Genomic DNA, 14,976 nt, shown 5'->3' with positions numbered 1-14,976 from the left:
AGCTCCGATCACAGATCGAGCACCAGCCGTTCCGGATCTTCCAGGCTGTCCTTGACGCGGACCAGGAAGGTCACCGCTTCCTTGCCGTCGACGATGCGGTGGTCGTAGCTCAGCGCCAGGTACATCATAGGCCGGATCACGATCTGGCCGCCGACCACGACGGGCCGGTCCTGGATCTTGTGCATGCCCAGAATGCCCGACTGCGGCGCGTTGAGGATCGGCGTCGACATCAGCGAGCCGTAAACGCCGCCGTTGGAGATCGTGAACGTGCCGCCTTGCATATCGGCGACCGAGAGCTTGCCGTCACGCGCGGCGATGCCCAGCCGGCCGATATCCTTCTCTATTTCGGCAATCGACATCTGATCGGCGTCGCGCACCACCGGCACGACGAGGCCCTTTTCGGTGCCGACGGCGACGCCGATATGGGCATAGTTCTTGAAGATGATGTCGGTGCCGTCGATCTCGGCATTGACCGAGGGGATCTCCTTCAAGGCGTGGGTGACGGCCTTGGTGAAGAAGCCCATGAAGCCGAGCTTCACGCCGTGCTTCTTCTCGAAGATGTCCTTGTACTTGGTCCTGAGCGCCATCACCGCCGACATGTCGACCTCGTTGAAGGTGGTCAGCATGGCGGCGGTCGACTGCGCTTCCTTCAGCCGGCGCGCAATGGTCTGGCGCAGCTTGGTCATGCGCACGCGCTCCTCGCGCGACGCATCGTCGCCCGAGGACGGCGCACGCACGGCGACCGGAGCCGGTGCGGCCTTCGGAATTTCGGCCGGCTGCGACGGCGCGCCCTTGGAAATCGCGTCGAGCACATCGCCCTTCAGCACCTGGCCGCGCTTTCCCGAGCCAGAAACCTGGTCGACCGACAGATTGTTCTCGGCGATCAGCTTTGCGGCAGCTGGCGCCGGCGGCATGGCGCGCGGCTCGACCGGCCCGGCATCGCCGGCAATCTTGGCGGTCTCGGCCGCAGCCTGCTTGGTCGTATGTGCCGCGTCGGGGCTCGACGCCTGCGACACAGCTTGCGGCTTGGTCTCCTGCTTGGACGCCGGGGCGGCGGCAGCGCCTCCAGCCGAGATCGAACCGAGCAGCGCACCGACGCCGACGGTCTCGCCTTCCTTGGCGGTGATCTCGCCCAGCGTGCCGGCGGCGGCGGCAGGCACTTCCACCGTCACCTTGTCGGTTTCGAGCTCGACCAGCGGCTCGTCGACGGCAATGGCATCGCCGACCTTCTTGAACCACTTGCCGATGGTCGCCTCGGTGACGGATTCGCCGAGAGTGGGAACGCGGATTTCGGTAGCCATTGTGCCTGTTCCGTTTCTTCTCTGTCTGTTCTATTCGCCGGGTTTGTTCTATTCGCCGAGCGCGTCTTCGAGCAGGGCGGCGAGCTGCGCCAAATGCTTCGACATCAAGCCGGTCGCCGGCGATGCCGCCGCAGGACGTCCGGTATAGCGCACCCGCTGGTGCTTGGCGTCGATATGCGCCAGCACCCATTCCAGATACGGATCGATGAACGACCAGGCGCCCATATTCTTGGGTTCCTCCTGGCACCACACCATCTCGGCATTGCGGAAGCGCGACAGTTCGGTGATCAGCGCCTTGGCCGGGAACGGATAGAGCTGTTCGACGCGCAAGAGATAGATGTCGTTGATGCCGCGCTTCTCGCGTTCCTCGTAGAGGTCATAATAGACCTTGCCCGAGCACAGCACGACGCGGCGGATCTTGGAATCCTTGGTGAGCTTGATCGTCTGGTTCTGCAACAGCTGGGCGTCGTCCCACAACAGCCGGTGGAACGAGCTTTCGCCCGAAATCTCCGGCAGCGTCGACACTGCCCGCTTATGGCGCAGCAGCGACTTCGGCGTCATCAGGATCAGCGGCTTGCGGAAGTCGCGCTTCAGTTGCCGGCGCAATATGTGGAAGTAGTTTGCCGGCGTGGTGCAGTTGGCGACTTGCATATTGTCTTCGGCGCAGAGCTGCAGGAAACGCTCGAGCCGGGCCGAGGAATGTTCCGGCCCCTGGCCCTCATAGCCATGCGGCAACAGGCAGACCAGGCCTGACATTCTGAGCCACTTGCGCTCGCCCGACGAGATGAACTGGTCGAACACCACCTGGGCGCCGTTGGCGAAATCGCCGAACTGCGCTTCCCAGAGCGTCAGCGCCTTCGGCTCGGCCAGGCTGTAGCCATACTCGAAGCCGAGCACCGCCTCTTCCGACAGCATCGAGTTGATGACTTCGTAGCCGGCCTGTGCGGCCGAGAGATTGTTGAGCGGGATGTAGCGGGTCTCGTCGCGCTGGTCGTAGAGCACGGAATGGCGCTGCGAGAAGGTGCCGCGTTCGGAATCCTGGCCGGACAGCCGGATCGGATTGCCGTCGAGCAAGATGGCGCCGAAGGCCAGCGCCTCGGCCGTCGACCAGTCGATGCCTTCGCCGGAGTCGATCGCCTGGCGGCGGTTTTCGAGGAAGCGGATGATGGTCTTGTGCGCCTCGAAACCCTTCGGCACCTCGGTCAGTTTCTTGCCGATGTCCTTCAGCACCTTGACCGGCACCGCGGTTTTCCCGCGGCGCTGTTCGTCCTGGTTGTCGGCGGTGCGCAGACCAGACCAGGCGCCGTCCAGCCAGTCGGCCTTGTTGGGCTTGTAGTGCTGGCCGACTTCCCATTCGGATTCCAGATGGGCGCGCCAGTCGGCCTTCATCTTGTCGAGTTCGGCCTGGCTGATATGGCCCTCGGCGATCAGCCGCTCGCCATAGATCTGCACCGTCGTCTTGTGGTTGCGGATGTTGGCGTACATGATCGGCTGGGTGAAGGCCGGTTCGTCGCCCTCATTGTGGCCGAAGCGGCGATAGCAGAACATGTCCACCACCACCGGCTTGTGGAACTTCATGCGAAATTCGATCGCCACCTTGGTGGCATGCACCACCGCTTCCGGGTCGTCGCCATTGACGTGGAAGATCGGCGCCTCGATCATCTTGGCGACGTCGGACGGATAGGGCGACGAGCGCGAGAAGCGCGGATTGGTGGTGAAGCCGATCTGGTTGTTGATGATGAAATGCAGCGTGCCGGCGACGCGGTGGCCGCGCAGGCCCGACAGGCCGAGGATTTCCGCGATCACGCCCTGGCCGGCAAAGGCGGCGTCGCCATGCAGAAGCAGCGGCAGCACCTTGGCGCGCTCTTCCAGCGGCACGATCTCCTCGCGGCTGCGGCCGAACAGATAGTCCTGCTTGGCGCGCGCCTTGCCCATCACAACCGGATCGACGATTTCCAGATGCGAGGGATTGGCGGTCAGCGACAGATGCACCTTGTTGCCGTCGAATTCGCGGTCCGACGAGGCGCCGAGATGGTACTTGACGTCGCCCGAGCCCTCGACCTCGTCAGGAGCGGCCGAGCCGCCCTTGAATTCGTGGAAGATGGCGCGGTGCGGCTTGGCCATCACCTGGGACAGCACGTTCAGCCGGCCGCGATGCGCCATGCCGAGCACGATCTCCTTCATGCCGAGCTGGCCGCCGCGCTTGATGATCTGCTCCAGCGCCGGGATCAGGCCTTCGCTGCCATCGAGGCCGAAGCGCTTGGTACCCTTGTACTTGACATCGATGAACTGCTCGAAGCCTTCGGCCTCGACCAGCTTCTGCAGGATCGCCTTTTTTCCCGTAGCGGTGAAGGAAATCTCCTTGTCGGCGCCCTCGATGCGCGCCTGGATCCAGGCCTTCTCCTCGGGGTCGGAAATGTGCATGAACTCGACACCGAGCGTCGAGCAATAGGTGCGGGTCAGGATCTCCAGCATCTGCCGGATGGTGCCGAATTCGAGGCCGAGCACATTGTCGAGGAAGATCGGCCGGTCGTAGTCGGCTGCGGTGAAACCGTAATTCTCCGGGGACAGCTCGTTATAGTCCTCAAGCGGCTTGGCGATGCCGAGCGGGTCGAGATTGGCGTGCAGATGGCCGCGCATGCGGAAGGCGCGGATCATCATGATGGCGCGCACCGAATCGCGCGTCGCCTGATGCACGTCGGCATCCGACAGCACGACGCCATTGGTGACCGCCTTGTCCTTGACCTTCTTTTCCAGATGCTTCTCGACGATGCCCCAATTGCCGTCGAGCGCCGACACCAGTTCGCCATTGGCCTGCAGCGGCCAGGAGGGCTTTGCCCAGGAAGCGCCCTTGGCGTTCTTGCGTACATCGCCGGCGTCGTCCTTCAGCCCGGCGAAGAAGTCCTGCCATTCGGGGTTTACCGACTCCGGATCGTCCTCATAGGACGCGTACAGCGCGTCGATATAGTCGGCATTGCCGCCATAGAGGAAAGAGGTGAGCGAAAATTGGTCGTTGGCCTGATCTTGTCTTGCCATTTTTGTCCGCGGAGCCTGGCTCCGTCTCCTTTTCAAAAGCGAATAGTGAGTAGCGAGTAGCGAGTAGCGATTTTTCCCGGGTCGCGCCGTTACTCTCTTTTCCCTATTCGCTATTCACTACTCGCTACTCACTTAGCCTTTGATCGCCTCGACCAGGGTCGTGCCCAGCCGTGCCGGCGATGGCGAAACCTTGATGCCGGCCGATTCCATCGCCGCGATCTTGTCTTCCGCGCCGCCCTTGCCGCCGGAGATAACCGCGCCCGCATGGCCCATGGTGCGGCCGGCCGGAGCGGTGCGCCCGGCGATGAAGCCCGCCATCGGCTTCTTGCGACCGCGTTTGGCCTCGTCCTTGAGGAACTGCGCGGCGTCTTCCTCGGCCGAGCCGCCGATCTCGCCGATCATGATGATCGACTTGGTCTCGTCATCGGCGAGGAACATCTCGAGCACGTCGATGAACTCGGTGCCTTTGACGGGGTCGCCGCCGATACCGACGGCAGTGGTCTGGCCGAGGCCGACATTGGTGGTCTGGAACACTGCCTCATAGGTAAGCGTTCCCGAGCGCGAAACAACGCCGACCGAGCCCTTGCGGAAGATGTTGCCGGGCATGATACCGATCTTGCATTCGTCGGGGGTGAGCACGCCGGGGCAGTTCGGGCCGATCAGCCGCGAGGTCGAGCGGTCGAGCCGCGCCTTGACCCTGACCATGTCCATCACCGGAATGCCTTCGGTGATGCAGACGATCAGCGGGATCTCGGCTTCGATGGCTTCGAGGATGGCTTCGGCGGCGCCCGCCGGCGGCACATAGACAACCGAGGCATTGGCGCCGGTCTTTTCCTTGCCCTCGGCAACGGAAGCGAAGATCGGCAGGTTTTCGCCCTTGGCGCCGGTCCAGGTCTCGCCACCCTTCTTGGGATGGATGCCGCCGACCATCTTGGTGCCGTGATAGGCCAAGGCCTGCTCGGTGTGGAACGTGCCGGTCTTGCCGGTCAGGCCCTGAACCAGCACCTTGGTGTTCTTGTCGATGAGAATGGACATCGGAGCCCTTTTCTAAAAGCCGTTGATCGGGGAAGGCGAGACGCGCCGGTAGACGCCGCTCACCATGTCTTGCCAGCTGTCGCTGCCGGCAGGTTTGAAATGCAGTCGCATCCGGTAGGCATCGGCATTGTCGAAAATATACGTCACGCGCGCTGAGCCACGCGGCGACGACCGCTCCAGAACCAGCTCATCGCCGTTCCACGTTCCTGTGGCCGGCGAGGCCGGCACAAAACCCATGGAGTCGAACTGGTGCATGGTGAAGAGCCTGTTTGGCTGATCGAAGCCGAACACGCTGTGCGAGCCGAACGAGACCGTGCCGTCGCGACGCTGGCGATAGCGCTGGACCACGAACAGTCCGCCGAACTGTGCCTCTGCCAGCACGTCCGACGTCGCCGGTCCGCCATCGGCCCACTGCGTTTCCGCCACCTCTTCCTCGCCGCGCCACGCGCCGACCAGCGCCTGCAGGCGCTGGTGATCGGCCGAGAGCGAGAAGGCGTTCATGATCAGAGCCGCTTCAGGTCGGAGACGGTGAGGTCGCTCTTGGCGTTGCCGGTGTTGAGCGTCGTTGCCGGTTCGAACATCAGCACCACCGGCTCGGCGGTCAGCGACCGCGGCCGGTGCTCGACGCCGCGCGGCACGACGATGAAATCGCCCTCGCCGAGCTCGACCGGACCGTCGCGGAAATCGATGGCGATGCGCCCGCGCAGGACGAGGAAGGCTTCGTCCTCATGCTCATGCGCATGCCAGTCGAAGGTCTCGCCGAGCTTGGCAACCTTCGCCTGGCTGTCATTGACGTCGCCGGCAATATGCGGATCGAAGACCTTGCTGATCTTCGCATCCGCCGCCTCGACGAGGTTTATCTTGCGCGGAGGCATTCGCCTTCAGCCCTTCACCGCCGCCACGATCTTCTTGGCTGCGTCGTCGAGATCGTCCGCCGACACGACGTTCAGACCGCTGTCGTTGATGATCTTCTTGCCGAGCTCGGCATTGGTACCTTCAAGGCGCACCACCAGCGGCACTTGCAGGCCGACTTCCTTGACCGCGGCAATGACGCCCTCGGCAATGATGTCGCACTTCATGATGCCGCCGAAGATGTTGATCAAGATGCCTTTGACCGCCGGATCCCGAGTGATGATCTTGAACGCCGCCGTCACCTTCTCCTTCGACGCGCCGCCGCCGACATCGAGGAAGTTGGCGGGCTCGGCGCCGTAGAGCTTGATGATGTCCATCGTCGCCATCGCGAGGCCGGCGCCATTGACCATGCAGCCGATATTGCCGTCGAGCGCGACATAGGCGAGGTCGTATTTCGACGCCTCGATCTCCTTCTCGTCCTCTTCGGTGGTGTCGCGCAATTCCATCAGTTCGGGGTGGCGAAACAGCGCGTTGTTGTCGAACGACACCTTGGCGTCCAGCACGCGCAGGCGGCCGTTTTTCATCACGATCAGCGGGTTGACCTCGAGCAGGCTCATGTCCTTCTCGACAAAGGCCTTGTAGAGGATCGGGAACAGCGTGCCGGCATCCTTGGCGGCATCGCCGGTGAGGCCCAGCGCTTCCACCAATATGTCGACGTCGGTGGTCGTCACGCCGGCCAGCGGATCGATGGCGCGGGTGATGATCTTTTCCGGCGTGTCGTGGGCGACGCCTTCAATGTCCATGCCGCCCTCGGTCGAGACGACGAAAGCGATGCGGCCGACCGAGCGGTCGACCAGGATCGACAGATAAAGCTCGCGATCGATGTCGGCGCCGTCCTCGATATAAAGGCGGTTGACCTGCTTGCCGGCCGGGCCGGTCTGCTTGGTGACCAGCGTGTGGCCGAGCATCTCATTGGCGTTGGCGACGACATCGGCGACAGACTTCGCCAGCCGCACGCCCCCCTTGGCGTCGGGCGACAGTTCCTTGAACTTGCCCTTGCCGCGGCCGCCGGCATGGATCTGGCTCTTCACCACATAGAGCGGACCGGGCAGCGCTTGTGCCGCGGCTTCCGCTTCGCTTGCCTTGAACACCGGCACGCCTTCGGCCACCGGCGCGCCAAAGCTCTTCAGCAGCGCCTTGCCCTGATATTCATGGATGTTCATCTGGATGGTCTCCGGATCGGCTGCTTGGGGGGATCACTTCGAGGCGAGGTGCGGGGCGATCTTGACGCAGGCCCCGGTCAGGCCCTGCACCGTCGCCACCGAGGCGTCGAACATCTTCTGCTCGGCCTTGTTGAGGTCGATCTCGATGATGCGCTCGACGCCGCCGGCGCCGATGACCACGGGAACGCCGACATAGGTGCCCTTGACGCCATACTGGCCCGAGAGATGCGCAGCACAAGGCAGCACGCGCTTCTTGTCCTTGAGATAGGATTCGGCCATCGAAATTGCGGAAGCCGCCGGCGCGTAGAAGGCCGAGCCGGTCTTGAGCAGACCGACGATCTCGGCGCCGCCGTCGCGGGTGCGCTGGACGATCTGGTCGAGCTTTTCCTTCGAGGTCCAGCCCATCTTGATGAGATCGGGCAACGGAATGCCTGACACGGTCGAGTAGCGGATCATCGGCACCATGGAATCGCCGTGGCCGCCGAGCACGAAGGCGGTAACGTCCTCGACCGAGACCTTGAATTCCTCGGCTAGGAAATAGCGGAAGCGCGCGCTGTCGAGCACGCCGGCCATGCCGACGACATGGGTCTTGGGCAGGCCGGAAAACTTCTGCAGCGCCCAGACCATGGCGTCGAGCGGGTTGGTGATGCAGATGACGAAGGCCTTGGGTGCATACTTCTTCAGCCCGGCGCCGACCTGTTCCATGACCTTGAGGTTGATGCCCAGCAGATCGTCGCGGCTCATGCCTGGCTTGCGCGGCACGCCCGCGGTGACGATGCAAACGTCGGCGCCCTCGATGCCGGCATAATCATTGACGCCGGTCAGCCGGGAATCAAAACCGTCGACAGGCGACGACTGCGCGATATCGAGCCCCTTGCCTTGCGGAATGCCCTCGGCAATATCGAACAGCACCACGTCGCCGAGGTCCTTGAGGCCGATCATGTGAGCGAGCGTGCCGCCGATCATGCCGGAGCCGATGAGCGCTATCTTGTTGCGTGCCATGTGAGGAAATTTTCCCTTTGTCTGTGACGACGCCCAAAATCCCTGGCGATCTGTTGACGGCGTCGAGGAAGAGGCCGGAATGCTATGGTCTCAGCTAGATTTCGCCGCATCCAGTAGCCCCGGTGGAAAATATATTCAATCGATTATTTTCGAGTGAATGATTTCAATCGGTTAGAAACATTGGGACTTACGTAAACGTCAAAGTTTGTAGGCCAGCTTGGGAGATTTTACACAATGAGCGTGGAAATCAGAAGACTATATCCAGGCGATGACGCCCTTGTGAAGCGCATCGCCGAGGACGTGTTCGACGAGCCGGTCCGGGCAGACAGGCTTGCTGCCTACCTCGCCTCATCATCAGGTCATCTCATGATCGTGGCACTGGCCGATGGCGTCGTCGTCGGCCAGTGTGCTGCCGTCATCCACCGCCACCTGGACAAGGTTAGCGAACTCTACATCGACGAGGTCGGCGTCTCACCCGCCTACCAGCGCCATGGCATCGCGCGAAAGATGCTCGACGCCATGTTCGCGCTCGGCCGCGAGCAGGGATGCGGCGAAGCCTGGGTCGGCACCGAACCGGACAATGTTCCAGCGCGCGCGCTTTATGAATCGCGCAAGGAGGTGCATGGGCCGGCGGAGTCGTTTGTGATGTATGTGTACGAGCTTTAGGCGTCGGCGGGACAGCGCCCCCCTCTGCCTTGCCAGGCATCTCCCCCACGAGGGGGGAGATCGGACGTCACGCGACCTTTCGCCAATCTCCAATGGCCGCAGGAATGAGCGGAGCGCCGAAACCGCCAATCTCCCCCCGTGTGGGGGAGATGTCCGGCAGGACAGAGGGGGGCGCGAAGGATCACTACATAATGACCTCTTCGAACCCTCAGACCTGCACTTCCGCCTTCGCCTTTTGCCGTTCCGCCCAGTCCTCCAGCCAATCCCGGCTCTGCATTTCGATCAGCCGCGAGGCCGTGCGCTCGAATTCGAACACCTCGTTGCCGCGCCTGGCCGTATAGAGCTCAGGGGGCGAGGCATCGGCGCTTACCACCAGCCGTGTGTGATGATCGTAGAGCGTGTCTATCAGGAGGATGAAGCGCTTGGCCTCGTTGCGCTTGCCTTCGCCCAGCACCGGCACGTGATCGATGAAGACGGTCGAGAAGCGGCCGGCAATCGCCAGGAAATCGCGCGCGCCGAGCGGCTTTTCGCAGAGATCGGCGAAGGAAAACCGCGCCGCATTGCCGGAAGCAGCCGGTATTCTCACCTGCCGCCCCTTGAGCGTCAGCGCGGTCTCGGCCGTTGCCGCCCCGTGCGTCATCGCCTGCCAGGCTTCGTCGAGCATACGATCGGCTTCGGCATCCCCCGGCGTGACATAGACAGGCGTGCGGGCGAGCTTTTCCAGCCGGTAGTCCTTGTCGGCATCGAGCGTCAGCACATGGGCGTGGCGCTCGAGAATGCTGATGAAGGGCAGGAAGAGTTGGCGGTTCAGCCCGTCGCGATAAAGGTCTTGCGGCGCGACATTCGAGGTGGCGACCAGAACCACGCCATTGGCGAACAGCGCCGAAAACAGCCGCGACAGGACCATCGCATCGGCAATGTCGGTGACCGAAAACTCATCGAAGCACAGCACCCAGGCCTGTTCGGCAAGCTGAAGCGCGACCGGCGGGATCGGGTCGTCCTCCTTGACGTCGCCGTTCTTGCGCGCCTGCCGGTGCTTCTGGATGCGGTCCTGCACATCGGCCATGAAGTCGTTGAAATGAACGCGGCGCTTGGGCCTGACCGGCAACAGCTCGAAGAACATATCCATCAGCATGGTCTTGCCGCGACCGACGCCGCCATGAATGTAGAGGCCCTTGACGACCTCGCGCGTCTCGCGCTTGCGGGCAAACAGCCAGCCGAGCGCGCTCGACTTGTGCGCCAGCCGCTTGACCGAGATCTCGTCGGTCAGCCGGTCGAGCGCGGCGGCGATGCGCTCCTGCGCCGCATCGCGCTCGATGGCGCCGGTTGCGACCAGATGGTCGTAGCGCTGCCTGACGGTCGCATGGGTCTGGAGGCCGTCACGCAAATGCATCGGTCACGTCGCTGTCTAGGGATAGGCAGCCTATCTTGTAAGCGATATCGGCAAGCCGTTGGTAGTCTGGCCGTCGAATTTCGAACCGCCCGAGGAATAGAGCCGCGCCAGCGTGCCGCCATTCTCGTCATAGAGCGTCAGCTGCTTGCCGGCGACGTTCCACGATTTGATGCCGTCGATGGGCGGCGGGCAATGCAGCGGCCCGGCGCGGAAGCCGGCGCCGAATTTGGTCTGCGGCGTCGCCACCTTGCAGCTCTGTCCGGACACGCTGGCGTTCCAAACGCCGGCAACGCTCGCAGCGGTAAGGTCGGAGGCTCCGGCCGGCGCCGATCCGTCCGGCGGCAGCGAGGCGACCTGCGCGCCTGCCGGCGCGGTCGGGAATTGCGATGGGTCGGTGGTGCCCGGCGCTGCCGGGGGCGGCAGTTGGCTTCCGCTCACCGTGCCGGCGGGCGCGGGCTGCAGCGGGGCGGGCTGCTGGTCATCCATCGATGAAAAACGCGAGGTCGAACAGCCGCTCGCAACGAGCGCTGCCAGCGATACGGCCATCAGCCCGCTTCTCGAAAAAATCATTCCAACCTCCGTCGGATCCGGCTGGGGGGAAGCCGTCCGCACAATCTCACCCCTCACCAAGATGGAGAAGGTGGCGAAATTTCAACCCGATATGGTTAAAATAGGGTTTGCACCACGAATTGTTGTAAATTTGTCGCAAAATGGCTGGCGGACAAAAGGCATGTCTTCGCTCTAGCGCGGTTCCAACCGGTACATTGGTTGCGAAAGCGGCACCGGAGCCCGCAGCAGGTCGGCGCATCGGCGGTCGAGCGCAACTGCCGGCGCAAAACTGACTGAAGCGCTTGAGGCGCAAGGCCTGGCGCGTGAGCGGTTTCGCGCCTTCCGTCCGGGCGAGCTTTGGGACGTTCTCCGAGATCGAGCGCGGCTGAAGTCTGCATTTGGCCGTTTACGGCACTGCCGTTTTAGCCGATGGTCTATCGCAACAGGGGGGAACAGATGAAATCAATCTTGGCAGTTTTGATCGCGCTGGTAATTTCGACGCCGGCCGCTTTCGCGGGCGAAATCTCCGATCGCGCCGCTGAAGCCGAAAAGGCACTGCAGGCGGGTGATGGCGCCGGCGCGCTGGACAAATTCCGCAGCGCCGAGGACGCTCTGTGGCAAGCGATGCCGCTTGGCGTGCAAAATGTGAAGCATATCCTGTCGGCCAGCGGGTTCGGCGCCTACGCCGAGCGCCCGAACCATGTCTACAAGCCGGGCGAAGAGATTGTGCTTTATATGGAGCCGGTCGGTTACGGCTACGGCTCGGATGGGCTCGGCAACAACCAGATCGCGCTTTACGTTGACCTTACCGTGCTTTCCCAGTCGGGCGAGAAGCTGGGAACCGTCGAAAAGCTTGGTCGGGTCCAGCTCGCCTCGCGCTCGCATAACCGAGAGATGTTCTTCAAATTAAACGTCTCCCTGGATGGCGTTCCCCCCGGCAAATACCGCGCGGATTTCCTCATGCACGACGAGAACTCGCCAAAGACGGCGCCTTTCACGACCGACTTCGAGATTGCCGAATAGCGCGCCTAGTCGGAGAGAGCCTCGCGGCAAGAGGGAACCAGAGCGCGGCAGATGCGTTCTTAGGCCGCTGCAGTCAATTTGCGAGGCATTGTCCATGATCAAATGGATCATCATTCTTCTGATCGTTGCTGCCGCCGCCAGCCTGCTCGGCATGCCGGCGCTGGCCGGTGCCGCCGCCACCGGCGCGCGCCTGCTGATCGGCATCGTTCTCGTCATCTTCCTGCTGATCGTACTCGGCGTTTTCGCGGTAACCTAGACGCAGCCCACACTGGTAATTCCCGCCCGTTTCCGCCATATAGCGGCGAAACGTACAGGAATTACCTCAGATCATGGCAGGCACTGCCCCCTTCGCCAAGATGAACGGCATCGGCAACGAAATCATCGTCGCCGACATGCGTGGCCGTGCCGATAGGGTCACGGCGGCGTCGGCTGTCGCGCTGAACGCCGATGCGGCGACCAGGTTCGACCAGATCATGGCGATCCACGATTCGCGCACGCCGGGCACCGCCTTTTACATCGACATCTTGAATTCCGACGGCTCGGGCGCGCAGGCCTGCGGCAACGGCATGCGCTGTGTCGTCCAGGCGCTGGCCGCCGAAACCGGCCAGAAGACTTTCACCTTCGAGACCCGCGCCGGCATCCTCAACGCCGTCGAACATGCCGACGGCACCATCTCGGTCGACATGGGCACGCCGCGCTTCGGCTGGCAGGATATCCCGCTGGCTGAGGAATTCCGCGACACCCGCATGATCGAGTTGCAGATCGGCCCCATCGACGCGCCGGTGCTCCATTCGCCTTCGGCTCTCTCGATGGGCAACCCGCACGCCATCTTCTGGGTCGAAAACGATGTCTGGTCCTACGAACTCGAGCGTTTCGGCCCGCTGCTCGAAAACCATCCGATCTTCCCCGAGCGCGCCAACATCACTATCGCCCAGGTAACGTCGCCGGAGACGATGATCATCCGCACCTGGGAGCGCGGCGCCGGCCTGACCAAGGCCTGCGGCTCGGCCGCTTGCGCTTCCGTCGTCGCCGCTGCCCGCACCCGGCGCACCGGCCGCAGCGTTACGCTGATGACGCCCGGCGGCGGCTCGCTGCATGTGGAATGGCGCGACGACGACCACGTCATCCTGACCGGTGCCGCTGAATGGGAATTTTCCGGCAGTTTCGATCCGTCGACCGGCACCTGGGCCCGCGACACCGAAAGCGCGGCCTGATGTCTGCACTTGCCGATACCAAGGGCCCCAACTCCCAAGGCATAGACGTCGTCACCTTTGGCTGCCGTCTCAACACCTATGAATCCGAAGTGATGCGCCGCGAGGCCGAAAGCGCAGGTCTCGGCGCGCTCAAAGGCGGCGCCATTATCTTCAACACCTGCGCCGTCACCGCCGAAGCGGTGCGCCAGGCCAGGCAGTCGATCAGAAAGGCCCGCCGCGAAAATCCGGCGGCGCACATCATCGTCACCGGCTGCGCCGCGCAAACCGAACCGCAGAATTTTGCCGCCATGGACGAGGTCGACCTCGTGCTTGGCAACGAAGAGAAGCTGAAGGCCAACTCCTACCGCGCGCTGCCGGATTTCGGCGTCAACGACACCGAGAAGGCGCGCGTCAACGACGTTTTCTCGGTGCGCGAGACCGCCGGTCATATGGTGGACGCCATCGAGGGCCGGGCGCGCGCTTTCGTGCAGGTGCAGAATGGCTGCGACCATCGCTGCACCTTCTGCATCATCCCCTACGGCCGCGGCAATTCGCGCTCGGTGCCGATGGGCGCGGTTGTCGAGCAGGTCAAGCGTCTCGCCGGGAACGGCTATGCCGAGATCGTGCTGACCGGCGTCGACATGACCGGCTTCGGCGCCGACCTGCCGGGCGCGCCGAAGCTGGGAAAGCTGGTGAAGACCATCCTGAAGCAGGTGCCTGATGTGAAGCGGCTGCGGCTGTCCTCCATCGATTCGATCGAAGCCGACGACGATCTGCTGGACGCCATCGCCACCGAGCCCAGGCTGATGCCGCATCTGCATCTGTCGCTGCAGTCGGGCGACGACATGATCTTGAAGCGCATGAAGCGCAGGCATTTGCGCGACCAGTCGATCCGCTTCTGCGAGGATGTGCGCAAGCTGCGCCCCGAAATCGTCTTCGGCGCCGACATCATCGCCGGCTTCCCGACCGAGACCGAAGAAATGTTCGAGAATTCGACAAAAATTGTCGAGGAGTGCGGGCTGACTCATCTGCATGTCTTTCCGTTTTCTCCGCGCGAAGGCACGCCCGCCGCGCGCATGCCGCAGGTCCGCCGCGAACTGGTCAAGCAGCGGGCGACCCGGCTGCGCGCCGTCGGCGAGGCCGCCTATCGCCGCCATTTGTCGTCACTCCCGGGAACGCGCCAGTCGATCCTGGTCGAGCGGGACGGCCTTGGCCGCACCGAAGGGTTCACGCTTGCCGCGCTAGGCACCGGCGCGCCGGGCGAGATCGTCGAGGCAGATATCACCGGCCATGATGGCGCGCGCCTGATAGCCTCGCCCCTCACTGCCCGCGCCGCCCGAGACGATTGAAGCATGGCCGGTTTTTTCAAGAACATATTTTCGTTCGGCAAGAAGGAAGTCGTCGAGGAGCGCATCGACGAAACCGCTCCCCTGCCGCCGATCAAATGGGATGCGCTTGAGGCGCTGAAGCCGGCGGCCGAGCAGGTCGTTCCGGAGTTCTTGAAGCGCGAGGAGCCCGAGCCGCCGACGCCCCACCCTCCCCTCGATGGGGAGGGTCGCCACGAAGTGGCGGGGAGGGGTGAGAGCGCCGACGCCGGCGCCACTCACCCCCCCCCCCACGCGTGGCTTGGGACCACCCCCCACGGGGGGGGGGTAAAGCCTGGGCCCCAGTCGGCGGCAGAAGCACCGCAGCCCGCACCCCCC

Annotated in this window: 14 protein-coding genes and 1 pseudogene; 6 read left to right on the top strand and 9 right to left on the bottom strand. The window is 63.4% G+C overall.

What is annotated here, in order from left to right; all coding sequences use genetic code 11:
• Positions 1-8 precede the first annotated feature (8 nt).
• From odhB to mdh, 7 genes are all read right to left on the bottom strand, one after another.
• A complete protein-coding gene (odhB, locus tag NKH38_RS26495) occupies positions 9-1,301 on the bottom strand; it encodes a 2-oxoglutarate dehydrogenase complex dihydrolipoyllysine-residue succinyltransferase (protein WP_023710224.1) in 1,293 nt (430 codons plus the stop codon).
• Positions 1,302-1,349: 48 nt separating this feature from the next.
• Complete coding sequence (locus tag NKH38_RS26490) at positions 1,350-4,337, bottom strand: 2-oxoglutarate dehydrogenase E1 component (protein ID WP_352656367.1); 2,988 nt, start codon at positions 4,335-4,337, stop codon at positions 1,350-1,352.
• A gap of 132 nt (positions 4,338-4,469) precedes the next feature.
• Positions 4,470-5,372: a succinate--CoA ligase subunit alpha gene (gene sucD / locus NKH38_RS26485; protein WP_352656369.1), complete on the bottom strand. Its 903-nt coding sequence runs from the start codon at positions 5,370-5,372 to the stop codon at positions 4,470-4,472.
• A gap of 12 nt (positions 5,373-5,384) precedes the next feature.
• On the bottom strand, positions 5,385-5,873 hold the full coding sequence (locus NKH38_RS26480) for a DUF1579 family protein (RefSeq protein ID WP_023710227.1): 489 nt from the start codon (positions 5,871-5,873) through the stop codon (positions 5,385-5,387).
• A 2-nt stretch (positions 5,874-5,875) separates the two neighbouring features.
• Positions 5,876-6,247, bottom strand: coding sequence for a cupin domain-containing protein (locus NKH38_RS26475; RefSeq protein WP_023710228.1), 372 nt, complete (start codon positions 6,245-6,247; stop codon positions 5,876-5,878).
• A 6-nt stretch (positions 6,248-6,253) separates the two neighbouring features.
• Positions 6,254-7,447: an ADP-forming succinate--CoA ligase subunit beta gene (gene sucC / locus NKH38_RS26470; protein ID WP_023710229.1), complete on the bottom strand. Its 1,194-nt coding sequence runs from the start codon at positions 7,445-7,447 to the stop codon at positions 6,254-6,256.
• 33 nt (positions 7,448-7,480) lie between these two features.
• On the bottom strand, positions 7,481-8,449 hold the full coding sequence (mdh, locus tag NKH38_RS26465; RefSeq protein ID WP_023710230.1) for a malate dehydrogenase: 969 nt from the start codon (positions 8,447-8,449) through the stop codon (positions 7,481-7,483).
• Positions 8,450-8,683: 234 nt separating this feature from the next.
• Here mdh and NKH38_RS26460 point away from each other — a divergent pair, with 234 nt between their 5' ends.
• Positions 8,684-9,115, top strand: coding sequence for a GNAT family N-acetyltransferase (locus NKH38_RS26460; RefSeq protein WP_023710231.1), 432 nt, complete (start codon positions 8,684-8,686; stop codon positions 9,113-9,115).
• A 208-nt stretch (positions 9,116-9,323) separates the two neighbouring features.
• On the opposite strand, the gene zapE is transcribed toward NKH38_RS26460, so the two are convergent.
• Both zapE and NKH38_RS26450 read right to left on the bottom strand, forming a co-directional pair.
• Positions 9,324-10,508 carry a cell division protein ZapE gene (gene zapE, locus NKH38_RS26455; protein ID WP_023713412.1) on the bottom strand — a complete coding sequence of 395 codons (1,185 nt, stop codon included), beginning with the start codon at positions 10,506-10,508 and terminating at the stop codon, positions 9,324-9,326.
• Between the two features lie 30 nt (positions 10,509-10,538).
• Positions 10,539-11,078, bottom strand: coding sequence for a protease inhibitor Inh/omp19 family protein (locus NKH38_RS26450; protein ID WP_023687689.1), 540 nt, complete (start codon positions 11,076-11,078; stop codon positions 10,539-10,541).
• Between the two features lie 435 nt (positions 11,079-11,513).
• Here NKH38_RS26450 and NKH38_RS26445 point away from each other — a divergent pair, with 435 nt between their 5' ends.
• From NKH38_RS26445 to NKH38_RS26425, 5 genes and pseudogenes are all read left to right on the top strand, one after another.
• Positions 11,514-12,080: a hypothetical protein gene (locus NKH38_RS26445; protein ID WP_023710233.1), complete on the top strand. Its 567-nt coding sequence runs from the start codon at positions 11,514-11,516 to the stop codon at positions 12,078-12,080.
• A gap of 94 nt (positions 12,081-12,174) precedes the next feature.
• A complete protein-coding gene (locus NKH38_RS26440; RefSeq protein ID WP_023671746.1) occupies positions 12,175-12,336 on the top strand; it encodes a DUF1328 family protein in 162 nt (53 codons plus the stop codon).
• A 73-nt stretch (positions 12,337-12,409) separates the two neighbouring features.
• Complete coding sequence (gene dapF / locus NKH38_RS26435) at positions 12,410-13,294, top strand: diaminopimelate epimerase (protein ID WP_023706744.1); 885 nt, start codon at positions 12,410-12,412, stop codon at positions 13,292-13,294.
• Positions 13,294-14,622: a tRNA (N(6)-L-threonylcarbamoyladenosine(37)-C(2))-methylthiotransferase MtaB gene (gene mtaB, locus NKH38_RS26430; protein ID WP_352764169.1), complete on the top strand. Its 1,329-nt coding sequence runs from the start codon at positions 13,294-13,296 to the stop codon at positions 14,620-14,622. The genes dapF and mtaB overlap by 1 nt, the downstream gene beginning before the upstream one ends.
• Before the next feature lie 3 nt (positions 14,623-14,625).
• Positions 14,626-14,976, top strand: a pseudogene (locus NKH38_RS26425) (signal recognition particle-docking protein FtsY); the annotation flags it as partial.

Origin of the sequence: Mesorhizobium sp. M1078, assembly GCF_040318615.1 — a bacterium.
GTDB lineage: Bacteria > Pseudomonadota > Alphaproteobacteria > Rhizobiales > Rhizobiaceae > Mesorhizobium.
This window is presented reverse-complemented; position numbering and strand designations above follow the sequence as displayed.

Coding starts and splice junctions, on each gene's coding strand:
- odhB (WP_023710224.1), bottom strand. CDS start 1,301: ATGGCTACCGAAATCCGCGTTCCCACTCTCGGCGAATCCGTCACCGAG.
- NKH38_RS26490 (WP_352656367.1), bottom strand. CDS start 4,337: ATGGCAAGACAAGATCAGGCCAACGACCAATTTTCGCTCACCTCTTTC.
- sucD (WP_352656369.1), bottom strand. CDS start 5,372: ATGTCCATTCTCATCGACAAGAACACCAAGGTGCTGGTTCAGGGCCTG.
- NKH38_RS26480 (WP_023710227.1), bottom strand. CDS start 5,873: ATGAACGCCTTCTCGCTCTCGGCCGATCACCAGCGCCTGCAGGCGCTG.
- NKH38_RS26475 (WP_023710228.1), bottom strand. CDS start 6,247: ATGCCTCCGCGCAAGATAAACCTCGTCGAGGCGGCGGATGCGAAGATC.
- sucC (WP_023710229.1), bottom strand. CDS start 7,447: ATGAACATCCATGAATATCAGGGCAAGGCGCTGCTGAAGAGCTTTGGC.
- mdh (WP_023710230.1), bottom strand. CDS start 8,449: ATGGCACGCAACAAGATAGCGCTCATCGGCTCCGGCATGATCGGCGGC.
- NKH38_RS26460 (WP_023710231.1), top strand. CDS start 8,684: ATGAGCGTGGAAATCAGAAGACTATATCCAGGCGATGACGCCCTTGTG.
- zapE (WP_023713412.1), bottom strand. CDS start 10,508: ATGCATTTGCGTGACGGCCTCCAGACCCATGCGACCGTCAGGCAGCGC.
- NKH38_RS26450 (WP_023687689.1), bottom strand. CDS start 11,078: ATGATTTTTTCGAGAAGCGGGCTGATGGCCGTATCGCTGGCAGCGCTC.
- NKH38_RS26445 (WP_023710233.1), top strand. CDS start 11,514: ATGAAATCAATCTTGGCAGTTTTGATCGCGCTGGTAATTTCGACGCCG.
- NKH38_RS26440 (WP_023671746.1), top strand. CDS start 12,175: ATGATCAAATGGATCATCATTCTTCTGATCGTTGCTGCCGCCGCCAGC.
- dapF (WP_023706744.1), top strand. CDS start 12,410: ATGGCAGGCACTGCCCCCTTCGCCAAGATGAACGGCATCGGCAACGAA.
- mtaB (WP_352764169.1), top strand. CDS start 13,294: ATGTCTGCACTTGCCGATACCAAGGGCCCCAACTCCCAAGGCATAGAC.